13 protein-coding genes are annotated in these 18,903 nt (G+C 73.1%); 1 reads left to right on the top strand and 12 read right to left on the bottom strand.

What is annotated here, in order from left to right:
* Positions 1-527: 527 nt before the first annotated feature.
* Positions 528-1,493: a histidine kinase gene (locus tag ACFRMQ_RS04590; protein ID WP_380726861.1), complete on the bottom strand. Its 966-nt coding sequence runs from the start codon at positions 1,491-1,493 to the stop codon at positions 528-530.
* Positions 1,494-2,044: 551 nt separating this feature from the next.
* On the opposite strand from ACFRMQ_RS04590, the gene ACFRMQ_RS04585 reads away from it, so the two are divergent.
* Positions 2,045-3,355, top strand: a complete 1,311-nt coding sequence (locus ACFRMQ_RS04585; protein WP_380726859.1) for a PLP-dependent aminotransferase family protein — start codon at positions 2,045-2,047, stop codon at positions 3,353-3,355.
* Here ACFRMQ_RS04585 and ACFRMQ_RS04580 read toward each other — a convergent pair whose 3' ends face one another.
* The 11 genes from ACFRMQ_RS04580 to ACFRMQ_RS04530 all read right to left on the bottom strand — a co-directional run.
* A complete protein-coding gene (locus ACFRMQ_RS04580) occupies positions 3,356-4,801 on the bottom strand; it encodes a DUF6519 domain-containing protein (RefSeq protein WP_380726857.1) in 1,446 nt (481 codons plus the stop codon).
* 34 nt (positions 4,802-4,835) lie between these two features.
* Positions 4,836-7,064: a hypothetical protein gene (locus ACFRMQ_RS04575; protein ID WP_380726855.1), complete on the bottom strand. Its 2,229-nt coding sequence runs from the start codon at positions 7,062-7,064 to the stop codon at positions 4,836-4,838.
* Entirely contained in the window at positions 7,061-10,771 is a 3,711-nt protein-coding gene (locus ACFRMQ_RS04570) for a putative baseplate assembly protein (RefSeq protein ID WP_380726853.1), read from the bottom strand. The genes ACFRMQ_RS04575 and ACFRMQ_RS04570 overlap by 4 nt, the downstream gene beginning before the upstream one ends.
* Complete coding sequence (locus ACFRMQ_RS04565; RefSeq protein WP_380726851.1) at positions 10,768-13,947, bottom strand: putative baseplate assembly protein; 3,180 nt, start codon at positions 13,945-13,947, stop codon at positions 10,768-10,770. The genes ACFRMQ_RS04570 and ACFRMQ_RS04565 overlap by 4 nt, the downstream gene beginning before the upstream one ends.
* Complete coding sequence (locus ACFRMQ_RS04560) at positions 13,931-14,317, bottom strand: GPW/gp25 family protein (RefSeq protein ID WP_380726849.1); 387 nt, start codon at positions 14,315-14,317, stop codon at positions 13,931-13,933. Before ACFRMQ_RS04560 ends, ACFRMQ_RS04565 begins: the two co-directional genes overlap by 17 nt.
* Before the next feature lie 5 nt (positions 14,318-14,322).
* On the bottom strand, positions 14,323-14,655 hold the full coding sequence (locus tag ACFRMQ_RS04555) for a hypothetical protein (RefSeq protein ID WP_380726847.1): 333 nt from the start codon (positions 14,653-14,655) through the stop codon (positions 14,323-14,325).
* Between the two features lie 15 nt (positions 14,656-14,670).
* Positions 14,671-15,180: a phage baseplate assembly protein V gene (locus tag ACFRMQ_RS04550; RefSeq protein ID WP_380726845.1), complete on the bottom strand. Its 510-nt coding sequence runs from the start codon at positions 15,178-15,180 to the stop codon at positions 14,671-14,673.
* Between the two features lie 30 nt (positions 15,181-15,210).
* A complete protein-coding gene (locus ACFRMQ_RS04545; RefSeq protein ID WP_380726843.1) occupies positions 15,211-16,350 on the bottom strand; it encodes a hypothetical protein in 1,140 nt (379 codons plus the stop codon).
* Positions 16,343-16,684, bottom strand: a complete 342-nt coding sequence (locus tag ACFRMQ_RS04540) for a LysM peptidoglycan-binding domain-containing protein (protein WP_380726841.1) — start codon at positions 16,682-16,684, stop codon at positions 16,343-16,345. Before ACFRMQ_RS04540 ends, ACFRMQ_RS04545 begins: the two co-directional genes overlap by 8 nt.
* A 3-nt stretch (positions 16,685-16,687) precedes the next feature.
* The gene (locus tag ACFRMQ_RS04535) at positions 16,688-17,329 is read right to left on the bottom strand and encodes a hypothetical protein (RefSeq protein WP_380726839.1); all 642 of its coding nucleotides are present in this window, start codon (positions 17,327-17,329) and stop codon (positions 16,688-16,690) included.
* Positions 17,330-17,446: 117 nt separating this feature from the next.
* Positions 17,447-18,903 (bottom strand): hypothetical protein (locus ACFRMQ_RS04530; RefSeq protein ID WP_380726837.1); only part of this gene is annotated, 1,457 nt, incomplete at its 5' end.

Below are 18,903 nucleotides of genomic sequence, written 5' to 3'. Positions count from 1 at the left end.
GGTCCCCCGTCCCGAGGTCCAGCACGCCCAGCGCGCCCGCGCGGGACACGGCCTCGACGAGCCCCGCATCCGGCTGGCGGAAGGGCGTGAGGCCGATGACGAGTTCGGTCAGCAGTGCGGTCGGTGCGGTGGTCGACTGTGCGGCGGACCTCATGGGCTCTCCGGGTGTGAGTCTGACGGCGCAGGGGGGTGGCACGAGCGACTCTCGGTGCAGCGCATCGCGGAGCGCCTCTGCGGCATTGCCAGAGGCGCCCTCGCGCGATCCGCCGCCCGCTTGTAGGTTGACACTACTAGCGGGTAGTGCCCGACAGGTTAAGCGCACGTTGCGCGTTCATGTCAAGACAGTCGACGCTCCATGCGGGGAAGGAATTCCGAGCCTGCAACCGCCAGCCTGGAGACCCGAAGAGCGAGCAGCGGCACCGGAGTTGAAGAACAGCGCCGAGTACGCCGAACTGCCGTCCGCGCAGACCGGGGCAGACCGGGGAAGCCCGCCGACTCGGTCGAATCCGTCCGACGGGAACCGCCGGTCAGGTCCGGGACGCTCCGAGGAACCGCAGCACGGCGAGGACCCGGCGGTGGTCCGCGTCGACCACCGGCAGGTCGAGCTTGGCGAAGATGTTGTTGATGTGCTTGGCCACGGCGCTCTCGCTGTCGTTGAGTTCGGAGATCGCCTCCTTCGCCTCCAGGTGCGCCTCCGCGATCATCGCGCGGGTCTCCCCCGGCATGTCGGGGCGCGCGGCCATGGCCAGGCCCAGGTTGACCGCGAGGGAGACCAGCCGCTGCTGGGTGCCGTCGTGCAGATCGCGCTCGATGCGGCGGCGCTCGGCATCGACGGCTTCGATCAAGCCGGTTCGGCTCTCCGCCAGGCGGTCGACCCGCTCCTGGAGCCGCTGGGCCCGGCTCGGCCCGAGCAGTGCCGCCGCCGACCGCGACTCGGCCCGGGCCATCGCGCCCGCCACCCAGGGCACGGCGCACAGCAGGACGACTCCGCCCACCGCGTAGCACGGCAGCCGCGTCGCGTAGCCGAACCAGTCCTGACGGACCCCCGCCGGCAGCGCCCACGCCCAGCCGAAGGCGGTGGCGCCCGCCAGACCCACGGCCGCCACCACGAGCACCAGCAGCTCCGACACGGCCAGGAGGGGGCCCAGGAGGAGGTGGTACCCGACCTGGTGCCAGGTGCGCGTCGAGGAGAGCCACCGCGCGGCCACCTCCCACGACCACCGCTCCGGCGCGGGCGTCGGACGCGGGATGCCCACACCGAGGAGCACCCGGTGGCGAACCCGCTGAACGGCCGTCAGAACCGGCGTGCCGAGCACGATCAGGGCGACCGACACGGGAAGGGCGAAGGGCCAGTTCCCCGTCTTGGCGCTGAACGCCACGCCCCAGACCCACACGGGCGCCGGCATCAGGTGCGGCAGGACACCGGCGGCCAGGAAGCCGGTGTCCCGCCGCGCCCGAAGTACCGGACGCCGCAGCCCGGGTGGAATCGTCATGGTGCGACCCTAGGACACCTCCACGCGGGTGTGCCATGAACCTCGTATCCGAATCCATGGTGAAACCAGTGCCACCCCTGGCGCCACGGCAGCCCCTCGGGCTCCGCGCCGCGTCGGGCCGCCTCCCGCCGCCAGGCCACGGCCGCGACCGCGTCGGGCCGGTCGTGCCGGATCGGAATCACACCCGAACCACTTGATCATGAGGGGGGGCCGAGCTCTAGGCTGATCACCGACAGCCGGAGGGGGACCGGCCCGCCCGCCACAGCCTTCACCTCGCGCGAACCCGCAGCCACGCATCGCCGCGCGTCACGGCCCGGCCGAAGTCCCGTCCCGCCACCACGAACCGGGTGGCCGTGCCAAGAGAGCGAGATCAGGATGGCCCCTGCGACCGAGGGCGTGCGCCCGGATCGTCCTCGTACTGGGTGTACTCGGGCGATTCGGGCGTGCGTCCAGGCGGGATGCACGGCGTCGCGGGCCCGACAAGATCGGCCGGGCAGGGCCTGGTCCACCGACCCGGCGAACCCGTGACCCGAAACCTAGGAGCAGCCGTCATGACGAGCGTCCCGGCGCAGCCCGCCCCCCACCGACTCCGGGTGGGGTCCCTGCACTCCTCCCTCGGCGACCCGGCCCTGGAGTCGATGAACTTCCTCAACGAGATCGCCGGCCGTTTCCCTGACGCCGTCTCGTTCGCACCGGGACGCCCCATCGAGGAGTACTTCGACCTGGAGGCGATCCACACCCACCTCCGCAGCTACGAGCACCACCTCGTCGCGGACCGGGGCTACACACCCGCGCAGGTCCGCCGGGAGCTCTTCCAGTACGGTCGCACCAAGGGTGTCATCCACGACCTGATCGCCCGGAACCTGGAAGCCGACGAGGGCTTCCACCCCGACCCGGACTCCGTCGTGGTCACCTCCGGCTGCCAGGAGGCGATGTTCCTGGTGCTGCGGGCCCTGCGGCGGGACGAGCGCGACGTCGTCCTCGCGGTGGCGCCGACCTACGTCGGCCTCACCGGCGCCGCCCGGCTCCTGGACATGCCGGTCCTTCCGGTGCGCAGCGGGTCCACGGGCGTGGACCTCGAACACCTCCGCGCCCGCGTCCGGCAGGCCCGCGCCGAAGGCCTGCGGCCGCGCGCCTGCTACCTCGTCCCCAACTTCGCGAACCCCTCGGGCCTCAACCTCGACGTGGACAGCAGGCGAGGCCTCCTCGAACTCGCCGAGCAGGAGGACATCCTGCTGCTGGAGGACAACCCGTACGGGCTGTTCCACGCCACGGGCGAGCGGCTCCCCTCCCTCAAGTCGATGGACACCCGACGCCGGGTGGTCTACCTGGGCTCGTTCTCCAAGACGGCCATGCCCGGGGCACGCGTCGGCTTCGCCGTCGCCGACCAGCTGGTGGAGGAGGAATCCGGCGAGCTGGGCCTGTTCGCCGACCAGCTGTCCAAGCTCAAGAGCATGGTGACCGTCAACACCTCGCCGATCTCCCAGGCGGTCGTCGCCGGAAAGCTGCTGGAGCACGGCAACAGCCTGGTCGAGGCCAACCGCCGGGAGGCCGAGCTCTACCGGACCAACCTCCGCCACCTCCTGGACGGCCTGGAGCGCCACTTCGGCGGGACCGGGATCACCTGGAACACCCCGGCCGGCGGATTCTTCCTGGTGCTGACCGTCCCGTTCCCCGTGAGCGACGACCTGCTCGAACTGTCCGCCGGCCGGTACGGAGTCCTGTGGACACCCATGCGCCACTTCTACGACGACCCTTCGGTCGACCGGCAGATCCGGCTGTCCTACAGTTCGCTGACGCCCTGTCGGATCGACGAAGGGCTGACCCGGCTCGCCTCGTTCATCCGGGAGTGCCGTCCCTGATCAGTCGCCCCGCGCGGACCGCACCGACTCGGACCGCACCGACTCGGACCGCACCGGCTCGGACAGCGGTCCGAAGGAGCGGCGCAGGTCGTCCAGTTCGCTCGGGTCCGCACCGCGGACGTAGGCGAGCGGGGCGTAGTGGACCGTGACGCCGGCCGGCTCCTGGAGCAGCGGCTCGCCCGCCGGGTTGGCCGGCCACTCGACCGCCCCGGTGACCGTGCGGGCCGGGATGAGCCAGTAGTCGCCCGGGCGGTAGTCGCCGCCGGCCTGGAAGTAGACCTGGACGCCGTCCTCCAGGTCCAGCCAGGCACCCTCCCGGATGCACAGCGCGCCCTGGTCCAGGGCGAGTCCGCCGCGCGCGCCGGTGGCCCGGTGGTCCCAGCGGCGCAGGAAGGGGTGCCGCTCGGCCAGCCGGCCCACGCCCGCGTCCGGCTCCGCCGAGAGCCGCACCCGGCGGCCCGGCAGGTCGACCTCCTCGACCCGAGGCAGCTCGCCGGGCTCGCCCCGGCTGACGTACGCGCTGTCGCCGACCTCGACCCGGTCACCGACCTGGAGGGAGAGCTTGTCGTCGCCGCCGAGGGTGGTCAGGTCGACCCAGCTGCCCTCGATGGCGGCCACGGGGAGCACCACCGAGCCGTTCTCCCGGGACCACTTGAAGGTGGCGCCCTGCTCCACCGGGCCGCCCCGGTGGATCTCCACCCGGTACAGCTGGTTCTCCGGACCCCGGTAGGCGGCGTCCGGGTGCGTCAGACAGGGGTCGTCCGCCCGCTCGGGGCGCTGGGCGCGCGCGGCCAGCAGGCCCGGGCCGGCGTGCCGCGCGGCGGCCCAGGCGCCGAACGCCCGGCGGATGGTCTCGGTTCCGCCGTCCGGGACGCCGTGCCGCGCGGCGAGCACCTGCCAGACCACCTTGGTGCGGGCCGCGGTGTCGGGCAGCGCCGCGCCGAGCGCGACCTCGCGCAGCGACGGGTCCTCGACCGCGGTGACGCCGCGCTCCCAGACCTTCAGGTACACGGTGTAGGGGAACGTGTCGGGCAGCCGGTCGGCCGGCTTCTCCTGGTCCCGGTAGGCGTCCGGCTGGTCCCAGTAGGTCCAGTGCTCCGACGGGCCGACGGTCTGTTCGGCCGGCGTGCCGTCGTCCGGGACGGCGACGCCGGGCCGCGGCCGGTCGGCGTCCAGCAGGATGCCGTCCACGTAGTAGCGGCCACCGCCGATCGTCAGGTCCGACGGCCCCTGGCCGCCCGGCTGGAAGGCGATGGCGAAGCCCAGGTCGTCGCCGGGTCCGCCGTGGTCGCCGATCAGGTCCCTGGTGAGCGTGCGGATCCGGTGCAGTTCCATCGCCGCCTGCTCGTTGGCGTCCGCGTCGAGCTGGACACGGCCCTGCTGGGCGAGCACCGCCGAGTAGTGCTTGCCGGGCCGGAAGGTGACCCGGGAGAGATCTGCGTGCATGGCTGGCCTTTCGACAGGTCGTTGCGACAGGTCATCAGGAGACGAGGAAGATTCCGGAGTCCGAGCCGGCGGGGGTGAATTCGGTCAGCCGCGCCCGCAGGCTGTCCAGGCGCTGGGGCTGGAACAGGTCGTGGAACGCTCCGAGTTCGGCGCGGTCCTCCGCGCCCCGGGTGATCTCGGACGCGCAGCCGGCGGCGAGCTGGGCGTAGCCGGGGGTGCCGTAGCGGACGCTGGTGAAGTGCGGCCGTACCCGCTGGGCCTCGACCTCGCGCAGCGCGGCGGCCTGGCCCGGGTCCAGTTCGCCGCGCTCCGCGCGCTCGGTGACGGCGGTGCGGACCAGGTCGGGCTGGCACTCGTACCGGCGCGGGGTGCGCGAGCCCGGCGGGACGTAGCTGAACCGCAGGCAGCCGGCCGAGCGCCGGGCGACGCTCAGCTTGCCGGTGAACACGGAGTTCTCGGCGAGTTCGACGGCGTGCGCGTACACCTCGCCGATCACCGTGGAGCGTTCGGCGCGCAGTACCGCGTAGGCGTGCTCGCAGTCGGGGCCGGCGAGCGCCTCCACATCGGAGCCGGTGGCGTCCAGGACGCTGTCCGCGAGGTGGATCCGCGGCGGGTCGTCGTCGGCTTCGTCGCCCACCACCCGGATCGTGCCCAGGATGCTGCGCTCGATCCGCACGCAGGCGGTGGTGTGGTCCAGCACCAGGCTGGGCTCCTGCGGCGAGTGCGGTTCGCAGTGCGGTTCCAGCGACCAGCCGGGCACCAGCGTGCAGTGCCGGATGGTGAGGGCGGCGAGCGGGCCGGTGACGTTGACGCCGCGTCCGGTGATCAGCAGGCCGTCCAGCACCAGCCGGCCGCCGGGGCCCTCGCCCTCGATGCCGCGCACGTTCAGGGCGTCGGGCCGGTTGCTGTACCAGTCGAGCAGCCGGATCACCGGACGGGTGCCCTCGGCGGCGCGCAGTTCCAGCCGGTCGCCGGGCTCCAGGTCGAAGTCCAGCTGCTCCTGGTAGGCGCCGCTGTGGGTGATCTCGATGACGGCCTCGCCGTCCGCTCGGCCGCTCTCCCGGTCCGCCCGCCAGCGCTGGTACGCCTCCGTGATCCGCTCGTCCGGCTTGCCCGGGCCGACCTGGTACACCTTCGGCGTCCGGGGCCGCCGGCGCGGGTACTCGCCGCCGCCGGTGTCGTCGCTGAAGGCGTAGTGGTAACCGACCCACACGCCCCGGCGCGGCGCGGAGCGGGCGCCGAAGGCGATCCGGCCGAGCACCGGGTCGACCGCGACCCGGCCGCGCTTGGGCCGGTAGCGCCAGTGCGTCAGGTCGGCCACCACGATGTCGGCGGGCGGGATCGGCTCGTCGTCGCCGTCCCGCCAGACGGCGAAGCTCTTGCCCGGGCCGTAGTAGTCGGCGAACCGGTCCGCCAGCTGCCTGCGGCGGATCGGCGCGGGGACGTCGTCGATGGCGGCCGGGTGGGTGGTGCCGGCCTCCGGCTCGGGCTTGGTGAACAGTTGGGCGTCGTTGCCGAGGATCGAGAAGGTGAACAGGTTGCGCGCCCGGTCGACGCAGTAGGCGGGCGCCCGGGTGACGGAGTACGGCTTCAGCCGCCAGACGTACAGGCCGAGTCCGGCCGGGGTGTAGCCGCCCTGGCGGCGGGCGGAGGCGGCGCGGCGGACGTCCACGGTGTGCGCCAGCCGGTCGAACGGGCCGCCCAGCAGATCGAGTTCGCCGCCCGCGCGGAGGTCCACCAGTCGTCCTCGGCCGAGTCGCTGCCGGTCGGCCGCGGCCTCGTCCGCGCGGAACAGCCGGACCGGCTGGGTGGAGCCGAGCAGCCGGTTGAACTCCACGGCCCGGGCCGGCCAGTCGGCGACGGAGGCGGCGAGCTCCTCCAGCAGCGCGAAACCGCCCTTGCGGCGGCGGTTGGCCACGGTGTTGGCGACATCGCGGCGCGGGGCGAGCCGGGCGGCCAGCCGCTCGCGGGCGGCGGCGTCCACGGCGCTGCCGCCCGCACCCGACAGGCCGGTGGAGAGGACCTCCTCGTACCCGGGCAGGATCCGGTAGCCGACCAGGTCACCGAGGTAGGCGACGGCCCAGTCGGCGGCGGTCTCGATGAACCAGTCCTGGTAGCCCTGGTCGATCCCGGCCCGGACGACGTCGACCTGTTCGCCGATGACCGCGAGCAGCGCCCGCAGGGGTTCGCCCGCCTCGGCGTCGCGCAGCCGGTGCCACTGCGGCAGCAGGTCCCACAGACCGTCGGGCTCGCGGGTGGTCATCCGCGGACCTCCTTGAGAATCAGGGTGTCGGGCAAGTCGGGTGAGAGCATCGCGAGTTGCGCGGGCAGGATGCCCCGGAACACCGTGATGACGCGGCCGGGGCGCAGCGGCCCGGTGTCGGTGATGTCGGGGTTGAGGCGCAGCAGGTCCGCGATCGAGATGCCGTTCAGGGCGGCGATCTCGGTGAGCGTCTCGTCCTCCCGTACCCGGTAGCGCTGCTCTTGGAAGCGGGCGAGCTCGGCCCGGACCACCGACTGGGGCCGGGCGAGCCCGTCGACGAGGTGCTCCAGCCCGGCCGGGGTGAGCGAGCTCGGCACGCCGGTGAAGGTGTCCACCTCCAGGTAGTCCACCCCGGGCACCGCCTGCGCGGTGGCGAGCAGCTCGGACAGGTGGGCGGGCTGGCCGAGTTGGCGCCCCGGGTAGCCGAGCCGGGCGAGCAGCGCGTCGCGCAGCGTCGGCTCGACCAGCTCCCAGGAGTGGTCCGGGGCGACCTTGACGCTCGCGGCGATCACCAGCAGCACCGGCTCACGCACGGCGACCCGCACCGGCAGGCCCGGATCGCCGTACGTGGTGAGCGCCTTGCGCAGGGTGCGGATCAGGTCGGAGTCGGCGGCGATCGGGATGTCGTCCACTCCGGCGACCGTGACGTGGATGATCTCCCGCTCGCCGTCCGAGAGTTCCGTCGCGCTGGCCCGTCCGATGCCCGCCCGGCCCCGGGTGAAGTCCTCGTAGTCGGGGACGGAGACCAGCCGGTCGAGCGCGGTGACGGCGAGCGGGATGTTCCGCCGGGCCGGGCCCGGTCCGTCGGGGTCGGCCCCGCCGGTGGCCGGGAGCGGGTTGACCACGGCGGATACACCGAGCGGGCGGCTGGTCAGCTGGCTGATCCGGCCCGCTCCGACGTTGCCGACGGCTCCGATGCCCACCCGGTACCGGGCGCGGACGTTCTCCTGCCCGGTGGGCAGCCGCGAGCCGTGCACGCCGTCGCCGAAGGTGACGGTGGTCCGGCCGTCGGCGGCGGCGCCGGTGACGTACACCCGCTCGCCGGGGCCGCGCCCGGCGAGGCTGTCGACCTCGTGCCAGCGGACGCCGTCGACCCGTACCTCCAGGGTGCTCCGGGCGCCCTCCGGGGTGTCGGCGGCGAGCCAGGTGAGCGGGGACTGCCAGAGCGTGAAGGTCTGGCCGGGCGTTCCGGCGTCGCCGCTGCCGATCGCCTCGTCCCGGGTGGCGCCCTGGGTGGCGCGCACCACGTTGCCGGCGATGCGTACGGTGTCGCGGCGGTAGGAGTACGCGAGGTCGGCGCTGAGGGTGATGGTGGTGTGGACGGTGTCGCCGGGCAGCAGCGGGTCGACGCTCTGCCGGACTCCGGCGATCATGGCGAGTTCGGTGCCGCGCACGCCGGTGGTGCCGGGGATGTCGCCGCGTTCGCCGCTGATCACCACCCAGCGTCCGGGGGTCAACCCGTCGTAGAGCTCGGCGAGTTCGATGTCCCGGCCGAGGACGTCGTCGGTGACCGCTTCGTCGGCGAGCCGGAGCGGCTCGCCGCGGGCGTAGACGGTGGTGGCACGGATGTCGGAGAGCTGGGTGTCGTCCTGGTCCAGCCAGGGGATCTGCAGGCTGAGTTCGGTGACCTTGGCGGCGATGCCGAAGTCCGCCCGGGAGATCACGTGGACACTGGTGACCCGGGTGATGACCTGCTTGAGCGCGTTCTTCTTGTTCGGCCGCTGGATGACCACCCAGCCGCCGGGGACGATCTGTTCGTACACCCCGTCCAGCGCCAGGGTCGTGCTCGGGACCTGCTGCATCCGCGAGGTGAAGGTCACGGCGACCGCGCGTGGCGCGCCGGTGGTGGCCCGCTGGTACTCGAGGGTCACGCTGAGCTCACCGGACTGGACGGTCCGCTTGTCGCCCTCTTCCAGCGGCGTGGTGGCGCCGTCGAGCGTGATGTGGACCACGTCGTGGGAGTCGGGGCGGGAGACGACCACCGGGCGCCCGGGCAGGTCGCTGGAGAAGGTGGCACCGACGCCCGCCTCCGTCGCGGCGGCCTCGGCCGGTGGCGGCGTCGGCGGCGCGGTGACGGTCAGCTGGACGGTGCCGGCGCCCAGCGACCCCTGTAGTGATCCGCTGGTCGGCAGGCCCAGGCTCAACGGCGGCAGCGGCGCGCCCGACTCGACGTACGAGAAGTCCGCCCGAGTCGGGGTGCCGGTGTCGTCGAAGCTGATCGTCATGCTGAGCAGCCGGTTGCCCGTGAGCGGGTAGTCCTCGTACCGGAGCACCCCGCCCCCGGGCCCGAACACCGGCTTCAGCGGCGCGGTGGCCCCGAACGGCGTGGCGACCACCCGCATCGCCTGCACGTCCCGCAGGGCGAGCGGAGCCGTCAGGTCGACCTGCCGCCAGGCGGCGTACAGCCCGTCGCGCAGCCTGGGGTCCAGGGCGGCGAGCAGCTGCGGGCCGAGGTCCGAGCCGGCACCGAAGATCCGGCGCGGGTCGCGGTCCAGGTCCCGGGCGCTGAGCGGGGGCCGGGTGGGCGCGGTGCGCAGCGAGGCGAGCAGCGAGCCGAGGCCGCGCACGGCCGGATCGGCGGTGGGGCTCTCGCCGGCGGCCGGCGCTCGGCCGAGCGGGGATTCCCGCGGCTGCGGGGGTTCCAGGCCGCGTGCCTGCTCCCGCAGACCGGCCAGCTCCCCGGCCAGCCGGTCCAGCCACTGGGCCACCGCCGGGTACGGCGCTGCCAGCGCGGTCGCCTCCCGGACTCGGGCGATGACCGGGTCGAGCCTGTCGGCGAGGTCGGACGGGTTGTCGATGCCGGGCAGGTCGGCGCGCAGTTGCCGGAGCCACTGGTCGTCGAGGTCCCGGATGATCCTGCTGTTTCCGGGGCGGGGGTTCGGCGCCCCCTCGGAGGCCGTGATCCACGCGCCCACCTCGTCCCGCAGGTCCTTCAGGGTCGGCAGGGTCCTGGGCGGCAGACCGATCACGGTGACGTCGGCGTCCCGGTCGATCCGGACGTCCTGCACCCGCTTGAGCAGGCGGCGGCCCTGGTCGGTGTTCGAGTCCGCGTCGAAGACGAACAGCAGCTGGTCGCCGGGCTTGAGGTTGTTCGCCGTGCCGGCCGCGGACAGCTGTGCGCGGTCCCCGTTCTGCAGGTGCTGCACGCTGACCTGGTACGGCCTGCGCCGGCGTACGGCCAGTTCGTTCCACGCCCAGCGGGCCGCCAGGTCCTCGGCGGTCTCGAAGGACTGCGGGGCCTCCCCCGGCCCGGGCACGCTCTGGCTGCGCGCGCCGCGCGGGATCACCGTCGTCCGGTCGTCGGCCGCACGCGGGTCGCGGTCCAGGGTGTACGCGAGGTAGGTGTCCGCCGCGACGCCGGGCCGGGGCCGGTGACCGACCAGGCGGCCGAGCAGGGCGAGCGAGCCGTCCTCGGTGGCGGTGCGCAGATAGCCCTCGTTGGCGATCCGCTCCGAGTAGAAGGTCAGCAGGTCCGCCAGCACCGCCCAGGAGTCGATCAGGGCGATCGCCGGGTCGTCCGGGGTCCGGACCGTCAGGTCGCGCAGCCCCGGGTACGCGGGGCCCGAGAGCCGGTCGAGCATGCCGGCGAGGAACTCCCCGTAGCGGCCCACCCGGTAGCCGATGGCGTCCAGTCCGGGCGGGTTGAACACCGTGGCGGGGGTGACGGCCCCCGGGTCTCCGCAGCCGTATCCGCGCTGGCCGCTCACCGGCCACCTCCGATCACGATCGAGAGCCGGCCGTTCTCCGGCCGGTCGGGGTCGTTGTCGCAAGCGGCGATCTCCAGCGCGCCGAGCCGGAGCAGCCCGGCCGTGAGCTCGCCGTCCTCGCGGCGGAACCGCCGCCGCAGCCGGGTGACCTCGACGCTCAGCACACCGGGCACGGCCGCCGCGGTGGCGACCAGCCGGGAGACCCGTACCGGTTCGCCGAAGTCGAGCGCGTCCGGGTGGAAGAAGCCGAGCCGGCCGTCCGGCAGCGCGCGGTTGCCCAGCTCCCGGCGCAACTCGGCCAGCACATGGCCGCGTTGGTACCCGGGCGCGGCGCACACCCGCAGCTCGACGTCGAGCGGGACGAGCAGTGCCGGGCGGACCACCAGGTCATGGCCGATCCGGCGGTACCGCTCCAGCGCGTTCCCGACCGCGGTGAGCAGTCCGGCACTCGGCACCGCGTCGCCGTACGGCTCGACGGCGACGTGGATCTCCCGGCCGCTGCCGCTCCAGCGTGGTTCGGCGGCGGCGCGGCGGACGCCCGGGAGCCGGGCGGCCAGCTCGGCGTAGTCCTCGGCGGTCACCGCGCGCAGCCGGGTGCGGTGCAGTGCGAGCGGCGCGAGCCGGCGGACCTGCTCCAGCGGCTCGGGCTCGGTGCCGCCGCCGGCGGCCAGCGGGTTGCGCACCCGGACCACCGCCGTCTCCGGCCGCGGCTCGTTCCGCCTGCCGCCGCGCGCCGGCCGGCCGCGGCAGATCACCAGGTGGTTGATGGCTTCGGCGCCGACGTTCCCGGCCGTTCCGCCGCCGATCCGGTAGCCGACCTCCAGTCGGCCGCCCGGCTCGGGCGCGGCGCCGTGCCGGCCGTCGCCGAAGCGCAGCGCCAGCCGGCCGTCGTCCGTCGGCTCGCCGACGAAGTGGTGGTCCCGCCCGCCGCTGTCGAGCAGGTCCCGTCGGGGCGTCCAGTCGTCCTCTCCGAGGACGGCCCGGACGGCGGGCAGCGCGGAGCGCGGGTCCTGCCCGCCGAGCGCGGCCGCCGGTCCGGCCAGCGCGGGCGAGTCGGCGGCGAGCCCGGTGGCGTACCGGGCGCCCCAGCTCTGGGCCACCTCCCACACGGTGGCCGGGCCGAGCACCGCACCGGCGCGGGCGCGCGCCGTGAGCACCTCGATCCGGCGCAGTTTCCCGGCCAGCAGACGGGTACGCCGGGCCAGCAGCTCGCGCAGTACGGCGGCGGGACGCCCGGCCAGGTCCGCGAGCGGCTGCGCTCCGAACAGCAGCGTGAGTTCGGCGACTTCGGCGCGGGTGACCGGCTCGCCGTCCTTCGCCCGGTGCCACAGCTCCTCCAGGCGCGCCCGTACCCGCTCCGGAATCCCGGCCAGCAGCTCGGCCTGCGCGGCGCAGACGTGTGCCGGGTCGGGGTACGCCGTCGCCTGGGTGACCGGGCCGTGGCGCAGTCGCGGGCGGAAGGGCCGCGCGGGCAGCAGCGGATAGCCGGTCTGGCCGAGCAGGGTCAGCAGTGCGGCCGCCTGGGCGTCGGCGGTGGGCGGCCGCACCTCTTCCTGGGTCGGGTCGTCCGGGCGGAGCCGCAGCCCGATCCCGGCCCGCGTGACGGCCGGTCCGCCCACCAGTGAGCCGAGTTCACGGACCTGGTCCGGAGTGAGCGTCCGGCCCGACCGGGTCCGGTCGAGCAGGCTGTGGATCGCCTCGGCCGAAGGGCTGCCGGTCGCGTCGTCCGCACAGCCGCAGCCGCGGCCGGCGGGGCCGCAGGGCGCGACGACCACCGGCGCGGGCGGCACCGCGAAGCCCTCGGGTGCGCCGGCGCAGAAGGTGAGCGAGCGGCCGTGGTCGACCGGCACGACATTGCCACGCGCGACGCCGACGTCGGAGATCGGCCCGCAGTCGGGGCCGCCGTGGGTGGCGAGGCAGAGCGCGAAGGTGAGCGCGTCCTCCTGCGCCCAGCCGACCTCGACCACCGGCTGGTCGTACAGCTCGTCCACCAGGTGGGTGACGGAGGTGAGGCGGACGGCCTGCCGGTGCGCGGGGTCCGCGTCGGCGGGGGCGCCGGTGCGCGGGCCGAGCGCCTCCTCGATGATCAGCAGGTCACCGGGCCCGAGCGCGAGATGACGGGCCCGGTCTCCCTCACCGTCCCGCCGACCGTCCCGCAGGGTGGCCGAGGTGGCCCCCTTGGGCAGGACGCAGTCCTGCTCCCCCCAGGTCCAGAACCGGATGGTGTTGTGCGCCGGGTGCAGGGTGAGGTCACCGCCGCCGAGCGGTTCGAAGACCTCGACCGGCGCGAGGTGGGTGAGCGCGTCCAGCCGCTCGTCCGGCAGGACCGTGCCGAGCTCCGGGCGCTCCTGCGGGCCGAGCCGGCTGACGTCGACGGCGGCGAAGCGGAACGTGCCGTGCGGGATGGTGAGTCGCTGCTCGGTCTCGACCGCGACGAAGGCCCGGGCGTTGCAGCCCTCGTGCATCGGGTAGTCGATCAGCCGCACGTGCCGGCGTACGGAGACCCGGCTGCGGGCGGTGTCCAGATACGCCTCGGTGGCCACCGCGTCCTGCTGGTAGCTCAGTTGGTCGGCGGTGTACGCGAGCAGCTCGACCAGGGTGATGCCGAGGTCGGGCACGTGCTGCTCGACCCGGTCGGGCGTGGTCAGGCTCATCCGGTCCAGCACCAGGCGGCGCAGGCTGTCGTAGTCACGCGCGGTGTAGTCGATGACCGGCGCGGGCCGGAAGGCGGGCGGTGCCCCGTCGTCCGGCCGGCAGTCGTACGGGCTGGGGCAGTCGGCCCCGAACGAGAACCCGGTGTGCGAGTACCGGGGGTCGAAGCCCGGGTACGGGCGGGTTCCGGGCCTGCCGTAGGCGTCGGCCCGGACCACGGACAGCCGGTAGCGCGAGGTGTCGCCGGTGCGGTCGAGCACGACGTGCATCCGGTCGTCCAGCTCCGGGTCGTCGGAGCGCTCGATCTCCACCTCGACGGCCCGGACACCGGTGATCCGACGGCCTCCCTCGATCCGGATGTTCTCCGGCCCGAGCTCACGCGGCGCGCGCCCGAGGAAGGTGACGGTGAGGGTGGGCCCGTCGTCGTCCACCTCGGCACCGTCCAGGCCGAACAGCCGGGCCTTGCGGACGTCCCCGCGGCGCGGGTCGGTGCCGCAGCTCTGGTCGTCAGTACCGGTCGTCATGCCGCACCCGGCCTTCGAAGACGTCGTCGCGCCGCGTACCGGTCGGCTTGACCAGGTAGGACAGCTCCACCCGCACCACGTTGTCCTCGCTCACCACATCGAGCGCCGCGACCTCGATCACGTCCCCCAGCCAGCGCTGGAGGGCCGCCTGGACGGAGAGCCGCAGCGCGGCGGCGAGCTCGGGGCTGTTCGGGGCGAAGACCAGATCGAGCAGCCCGCAGCCGAAGTCCGGCCGCATCACGCGTTCGCCGGGGCTGGTGAACAGCAACTGCTCGATCATGTCCCGGACGTGGTCGTCGTAGCCGGCGTCGGCGGTCCGGCCGCGCCGGTCGATCCGGAACGGGAAGGCCAGGTCGGTGCGGCTGTTCATTCCCCTCATTCCCCCATCACGCGCTGCTGGACGACGGACACCACCGGCGGCCCCTGCGGGATCTGCTCGGCGCTCTGGCAGATCCCCACGGAGGACCGCAGCAGCACCGGCGAGCCGTTCAGCCGGACCCGGGCCGCGGGCGTCACCCAGCGGATCGTGGTGCACGGCTGCGGCTTGGTGCCCACGGTGAACGGGCAGCCGGTGACGGTGTGGAGGTCGGCCGTACCGGTGACGGCCTGACCGGAGACCAGGACCCGTGACTGCGTGGGCTGGGCCGTGGCCGGCGCGCCGTGCGGACAGCTCACGGTCGCGTTGACATGCAAGAGACTTCCGGGCATCGCTCGCTCCCCGCGTCAGGTCACGCTCAGCGCGCCGTCGTTGATGGTCACGGTGTTGCCGGTGAGCGAGATCGACGCTCCATGGCCGTTGCCGATCTGGATCCCGGCGTCGTTGATCACGATCGACGCGCCGCTCGGCACCTTGAGCGTGATCCCGGTGGCCGGGTCGTCGGAGAGCACGATCACCCGCCGCCCGGTGGTCTCCAGCACGTGGTTGGGGATGCCGGGCGGCCCGCTGCCGGCCTCCACCGGGAGCTCGCTCGCCACCCCGTACCAGCACCCCGTCCAGATCGGGTAGCTGCGGTCGCCCTGCTCGAACTCCACCCATACGCCGGCCCCGACCGGCGGTACGGCGTAGTGCCCCATGCCCGAACCGGCCACCGGGAAGCAGGGCAGGGCCCAGGACGAGGTGTTGTCGCCCAGGACGTCGGGCACCTGGGCCTGGATCCGGCCGATCCCCATCGGGTCGACGTTGTTCACCACGGTGCCCCGGTACTTGCCGAGGAACTGGGTCGGTTCAGCCATGCGGGCACTCCTGCGGTGCGTTCTGTCACGTCACGGGACGACTACCGGTTCGAGGGCGATCAGGCCCTCGCGGGCGAGGGTGAAGTTCTGGGTGTACGCGCCGGGTTTGAGGTTGTGGGTGACGCTCTTGACGAAGTACAGGCCGTCGTAGGTGATTCCGGCCCCCCGGACGCCCACGAGCTCGCGCGGGCGCAGCACATGGCCGTACCGCACCACGTCCAGCTGGCCGGAGCCGGAGACGGCGTCCGAGGACTGGATCGCCTTGGCGATGATCTCGGCGAGCGCCTGCCCGGTGTCCTTCTTCGCGGTGTCGGCGATGACCTTCTTCTTCAGCGCGGGCGCCGGCCGGAGCGCCAGCGGCGGCTGCAGGACGCTCACTTCGGGCACGGGCAGAATCGCCGACACCCGCGTCGCCGGAAGCTGGACGCGCGCCTCCGGCTCCTCGCGGGCGGTGCCGTCGAAGGCGAAGGTGAGCTGGTCGACATTGGACAGCGCGTCCATGTTCACGTTCAGCGCGGGCTGCGGCGCACCCAGCCGGTTCTCCGGCCCCCAGTACGCCCGGCTCGTTCCGGGCGCCGGGCCCGGGTCGAGGTAGAACACGTAGCCGTTCGCCTTGGCGAGCTCGTTGACGTACGCGAGGTCGGTGCCCTTCTGGAAGTCGATCCGCTGAGTGGGCATCGGCGTCTGCGGCACCAGCTCGGGGATGACGAGCGGCACGATGCCGTACTGGGCGTACTTCCCGATGATCGCGGCCACCCGGGCCGCCGGGGACATCGCGGGGAACGGGACACCGGCCTGCTCCTCCAGGTCCATCAACACGGTCAGGTCCTCACCGGTGACCGTCAGCGTGGACTGGCCGGGCTGGTTGCTGATGCCGGCCTCCTGGCGGATGATCACGCCGTCCATCAGGACGGTCGGCGTCCCGGAGACCGTCACCATCAGCACGACCCTGGCCTTGGGGTCGAAGAACCCGCCCGGCAGCAGCGTCGTGTTGATCAGCCCCCGCTTCGACAGGTCGAACGCCAGCTGGAACCCGCTGCGCTGCCCCGACGCGACCGTCACCTGCACCGACAGCAGGGCGTCGGTGACCGGCTGCGGTACCGGCACCGGTATCCGCGGGCCCATCATCAGCGTGAGGTGGATCGGCCCGACCGACGAGGCGTCAGCCATTCGTCACCCCCGGCAGCGCGATGGTGATCCTGCGGCCCGGCGTCGCGGTCAGCTCCCGCGGGTCCACCGCCGGATTGGCGTCGGCGATCCGCCACCAGGGGTCGGCGCTGCCGAGGTAGCGGTACGCGAGCACGTCCAGGCGGTCGCCGGCGCTGACGGTGTGCTCCGCCGCCGGGGTCAGCCCGTCCGTCCCGGGCAGCAGCCTCCGCCTCAGGTAGGGGATTTCCCGCCCATCGGCCTCCGTCCTCACCGCCGACGGCACACCGTGGTACCGACTGGTCCGCGGATACCTCGACGGAGCGGGCATCGCGCCCGACGCACTGTCAATGCTCATCTCTCAGACTCCCCCGCCCAGTCCCAGCGTGCTCAGCCGACCGCCCACCGCGCCGCCGACCAGCCGCTCCTTCTGCGCCAGATGCGCCAGGTACAGCTCGGCCCCACGGTGGCCGGTCGGCAGGTCGCTCACCGTCAGCACCCTCAACCCGATGCTCACCGCCGCCCGCATCGGATTCAGCTCCGCGTCGAACGCCTCCTCGGTGACGGACAGTTCGGTCAGCCGCACCGGCAGCACCCGCTTGCTCCCCCACGTGAACAACGTCAGCGGCGCCTCGACCGGCGTGATCTCCAACGTCCCGAGCGCCGCCAGCCCCTGATTCACCCTGATCTGCGCACTCGACGGTTGCACCAGCATCTCCAACGTCGCCAACTGCGGATGAATCCCGTCCGGCGCCGCCACGTCCAACTGATCCGTGGCATCCAGCTCCGCGGTGAACTTCCACGTCTCCACCGCCGGCCCCTTCAGCCGCAGCGCCTCCGTCCGGTCCCCGGCGTTGTCCGCCCCCGCCGTCTGCGGCGCCAGCGACCGCTCCAGGCTGTCCGGATTGAACTGCAGCACGATCACCCGCTGTGGCGTTCCCCGCTGCGGATCGACGATGACCAGCCCCGAGCGGATCGGCTTCGGTGAATCCAGGTAGTTCATAGCACTCCCTTCGCCGCGAACCGGCCCCTCAAATCCGCTGCTCCAGCCGGTCCTCACGCGAACTCCGACCGTCCACTCCGTTCCCTCCCGGATTTGATTCGTCCACCACCGCCGGGTCTAGAAGACCAGCTTGCCCTGCTTCACGAGCTGCCTCATCCTGCTCATCCGGCCCGCGAGGTCGAGACGCATCTGTCCCGCCGGCTTGTTCCTCTCCCGAGCTGCCAGCCTCGCCTCCACGTCGTCCATGTCGATGAACGGCCTGAGGGAAACGAGGGCCTTGGCGAAATTGCTCGTCTCATCGAGCAGATACCTGATGTCGCCGGCATCGTCGGAATTTATGTGCAGCACCGGAGTCGCGCCCGGCGGGTCGGGCCTTCGGGCGAAAGCACCGCGTACGCGCCCCTCCTCCCACTGCCGCTTCTCCCGGTCGACCTTGTAGTCGCCCCACTCCGCGGCGATCAGGCTCGGGAATCCGTCCGGCACCGAAGCGCCGTGGTTGAATTCGACCTGGACCTTGTACCAGACCATCTTGGTTTTTCCTGATTGCAGCGCCCGGAACGGGGGCGCCTCCACCGCGAGGAACGGGGTGTTGACCCTCGGCCCCGACGCCGGCACGAGGTTGGAGCCCTTGGCGGGACCTCCGAGCCGGTCAGGAAGAAGGTGCATGCGAACCCAGTAGTTGCTGCTGTTGTTGTTGAGCTTGTGAGCTTTGATGTGGTCCCAACCGATGGGCTGGTGATCCGCGGCCAGGCGGGCCTCCTCGCCCTTGACCGACTTGTTGAGGAACTTGGCCTTGAAGTTCCCTCCCAGCACGCTGTCGGCGAACGGCGGGATCTCCGGATTCGGCAGCGGGGGATCGGCGTCCGGGCCGTTCAGGCTGTCGATGCCCTGAACCGTGACTCCGGCGGTCACCCCACCGGAGGGGTTCAAGGTCGCGACGACCTCGAACCCCGGGCTGCCGACCTTCTCCAGTTCCGTCAGGCGGTACCAGGCACGCAGCGCCCGGAGCACCCTGTTGTCGGCATGCTCCTCCACACCTCGCCGCAGCAGACGGACCAGCTTGGGGCGGATGCGCGCGATGATCCGTTCGAGCCGCTGCCGCTTCGCCTCCGGGGAGTTCTCGCGCTTGCGGCGTTCATCCCGTTGTTGCTTCCGCCGAAGGTGGTGCTTCCGGTACCAGTCGCGGAGGTGGTCGCGCCGGCGGCGGTAGGCGTCGCGGAGGCGGTGGGCGCCGTTGGTGAGGGCGCGGCCGAGCTTGGAGTCGCGGAGTTTACGGCCGAGGGCGCGGGCGGCCTGGCGGATGCGGGTGGTGGCGGCCTCGACGGTCTGGCGGGCCTTGGTGAGGACGCGCCCGACCGGGGACTTGGGACGTTGGGGGCGAGTGGTCTTCGGGCGGTCGGTCTTCGGATGGTCGGTCTTCGGGCGGGTGGTGTCGTGGTGGTTGGTGGGTTCCGCGCGGCGGAGGGTGTGGCGGGCCGGACCGGTGCGGGTGGGGCGGGCCGGGGTGGTGGCCGGGCGGCGGCGGAGGGCGCCGGCGGCCTTGCGCATGGTGGCGCGGGCCTTGTTGACGGCAC

Source organism: Kitasatospora sp. NPDC056783, assembly GCF_042789895.1.
Lineage (GTDB): Bacteria > Actinomycetota > Actinomycetes > Streptomycetales > Streptomycetaceae > Kitasatospora.
Note: the sequence above shows the minus strand (reverse complement) of the source record. Positions and strands in the feature narration are given on the sequence as shown.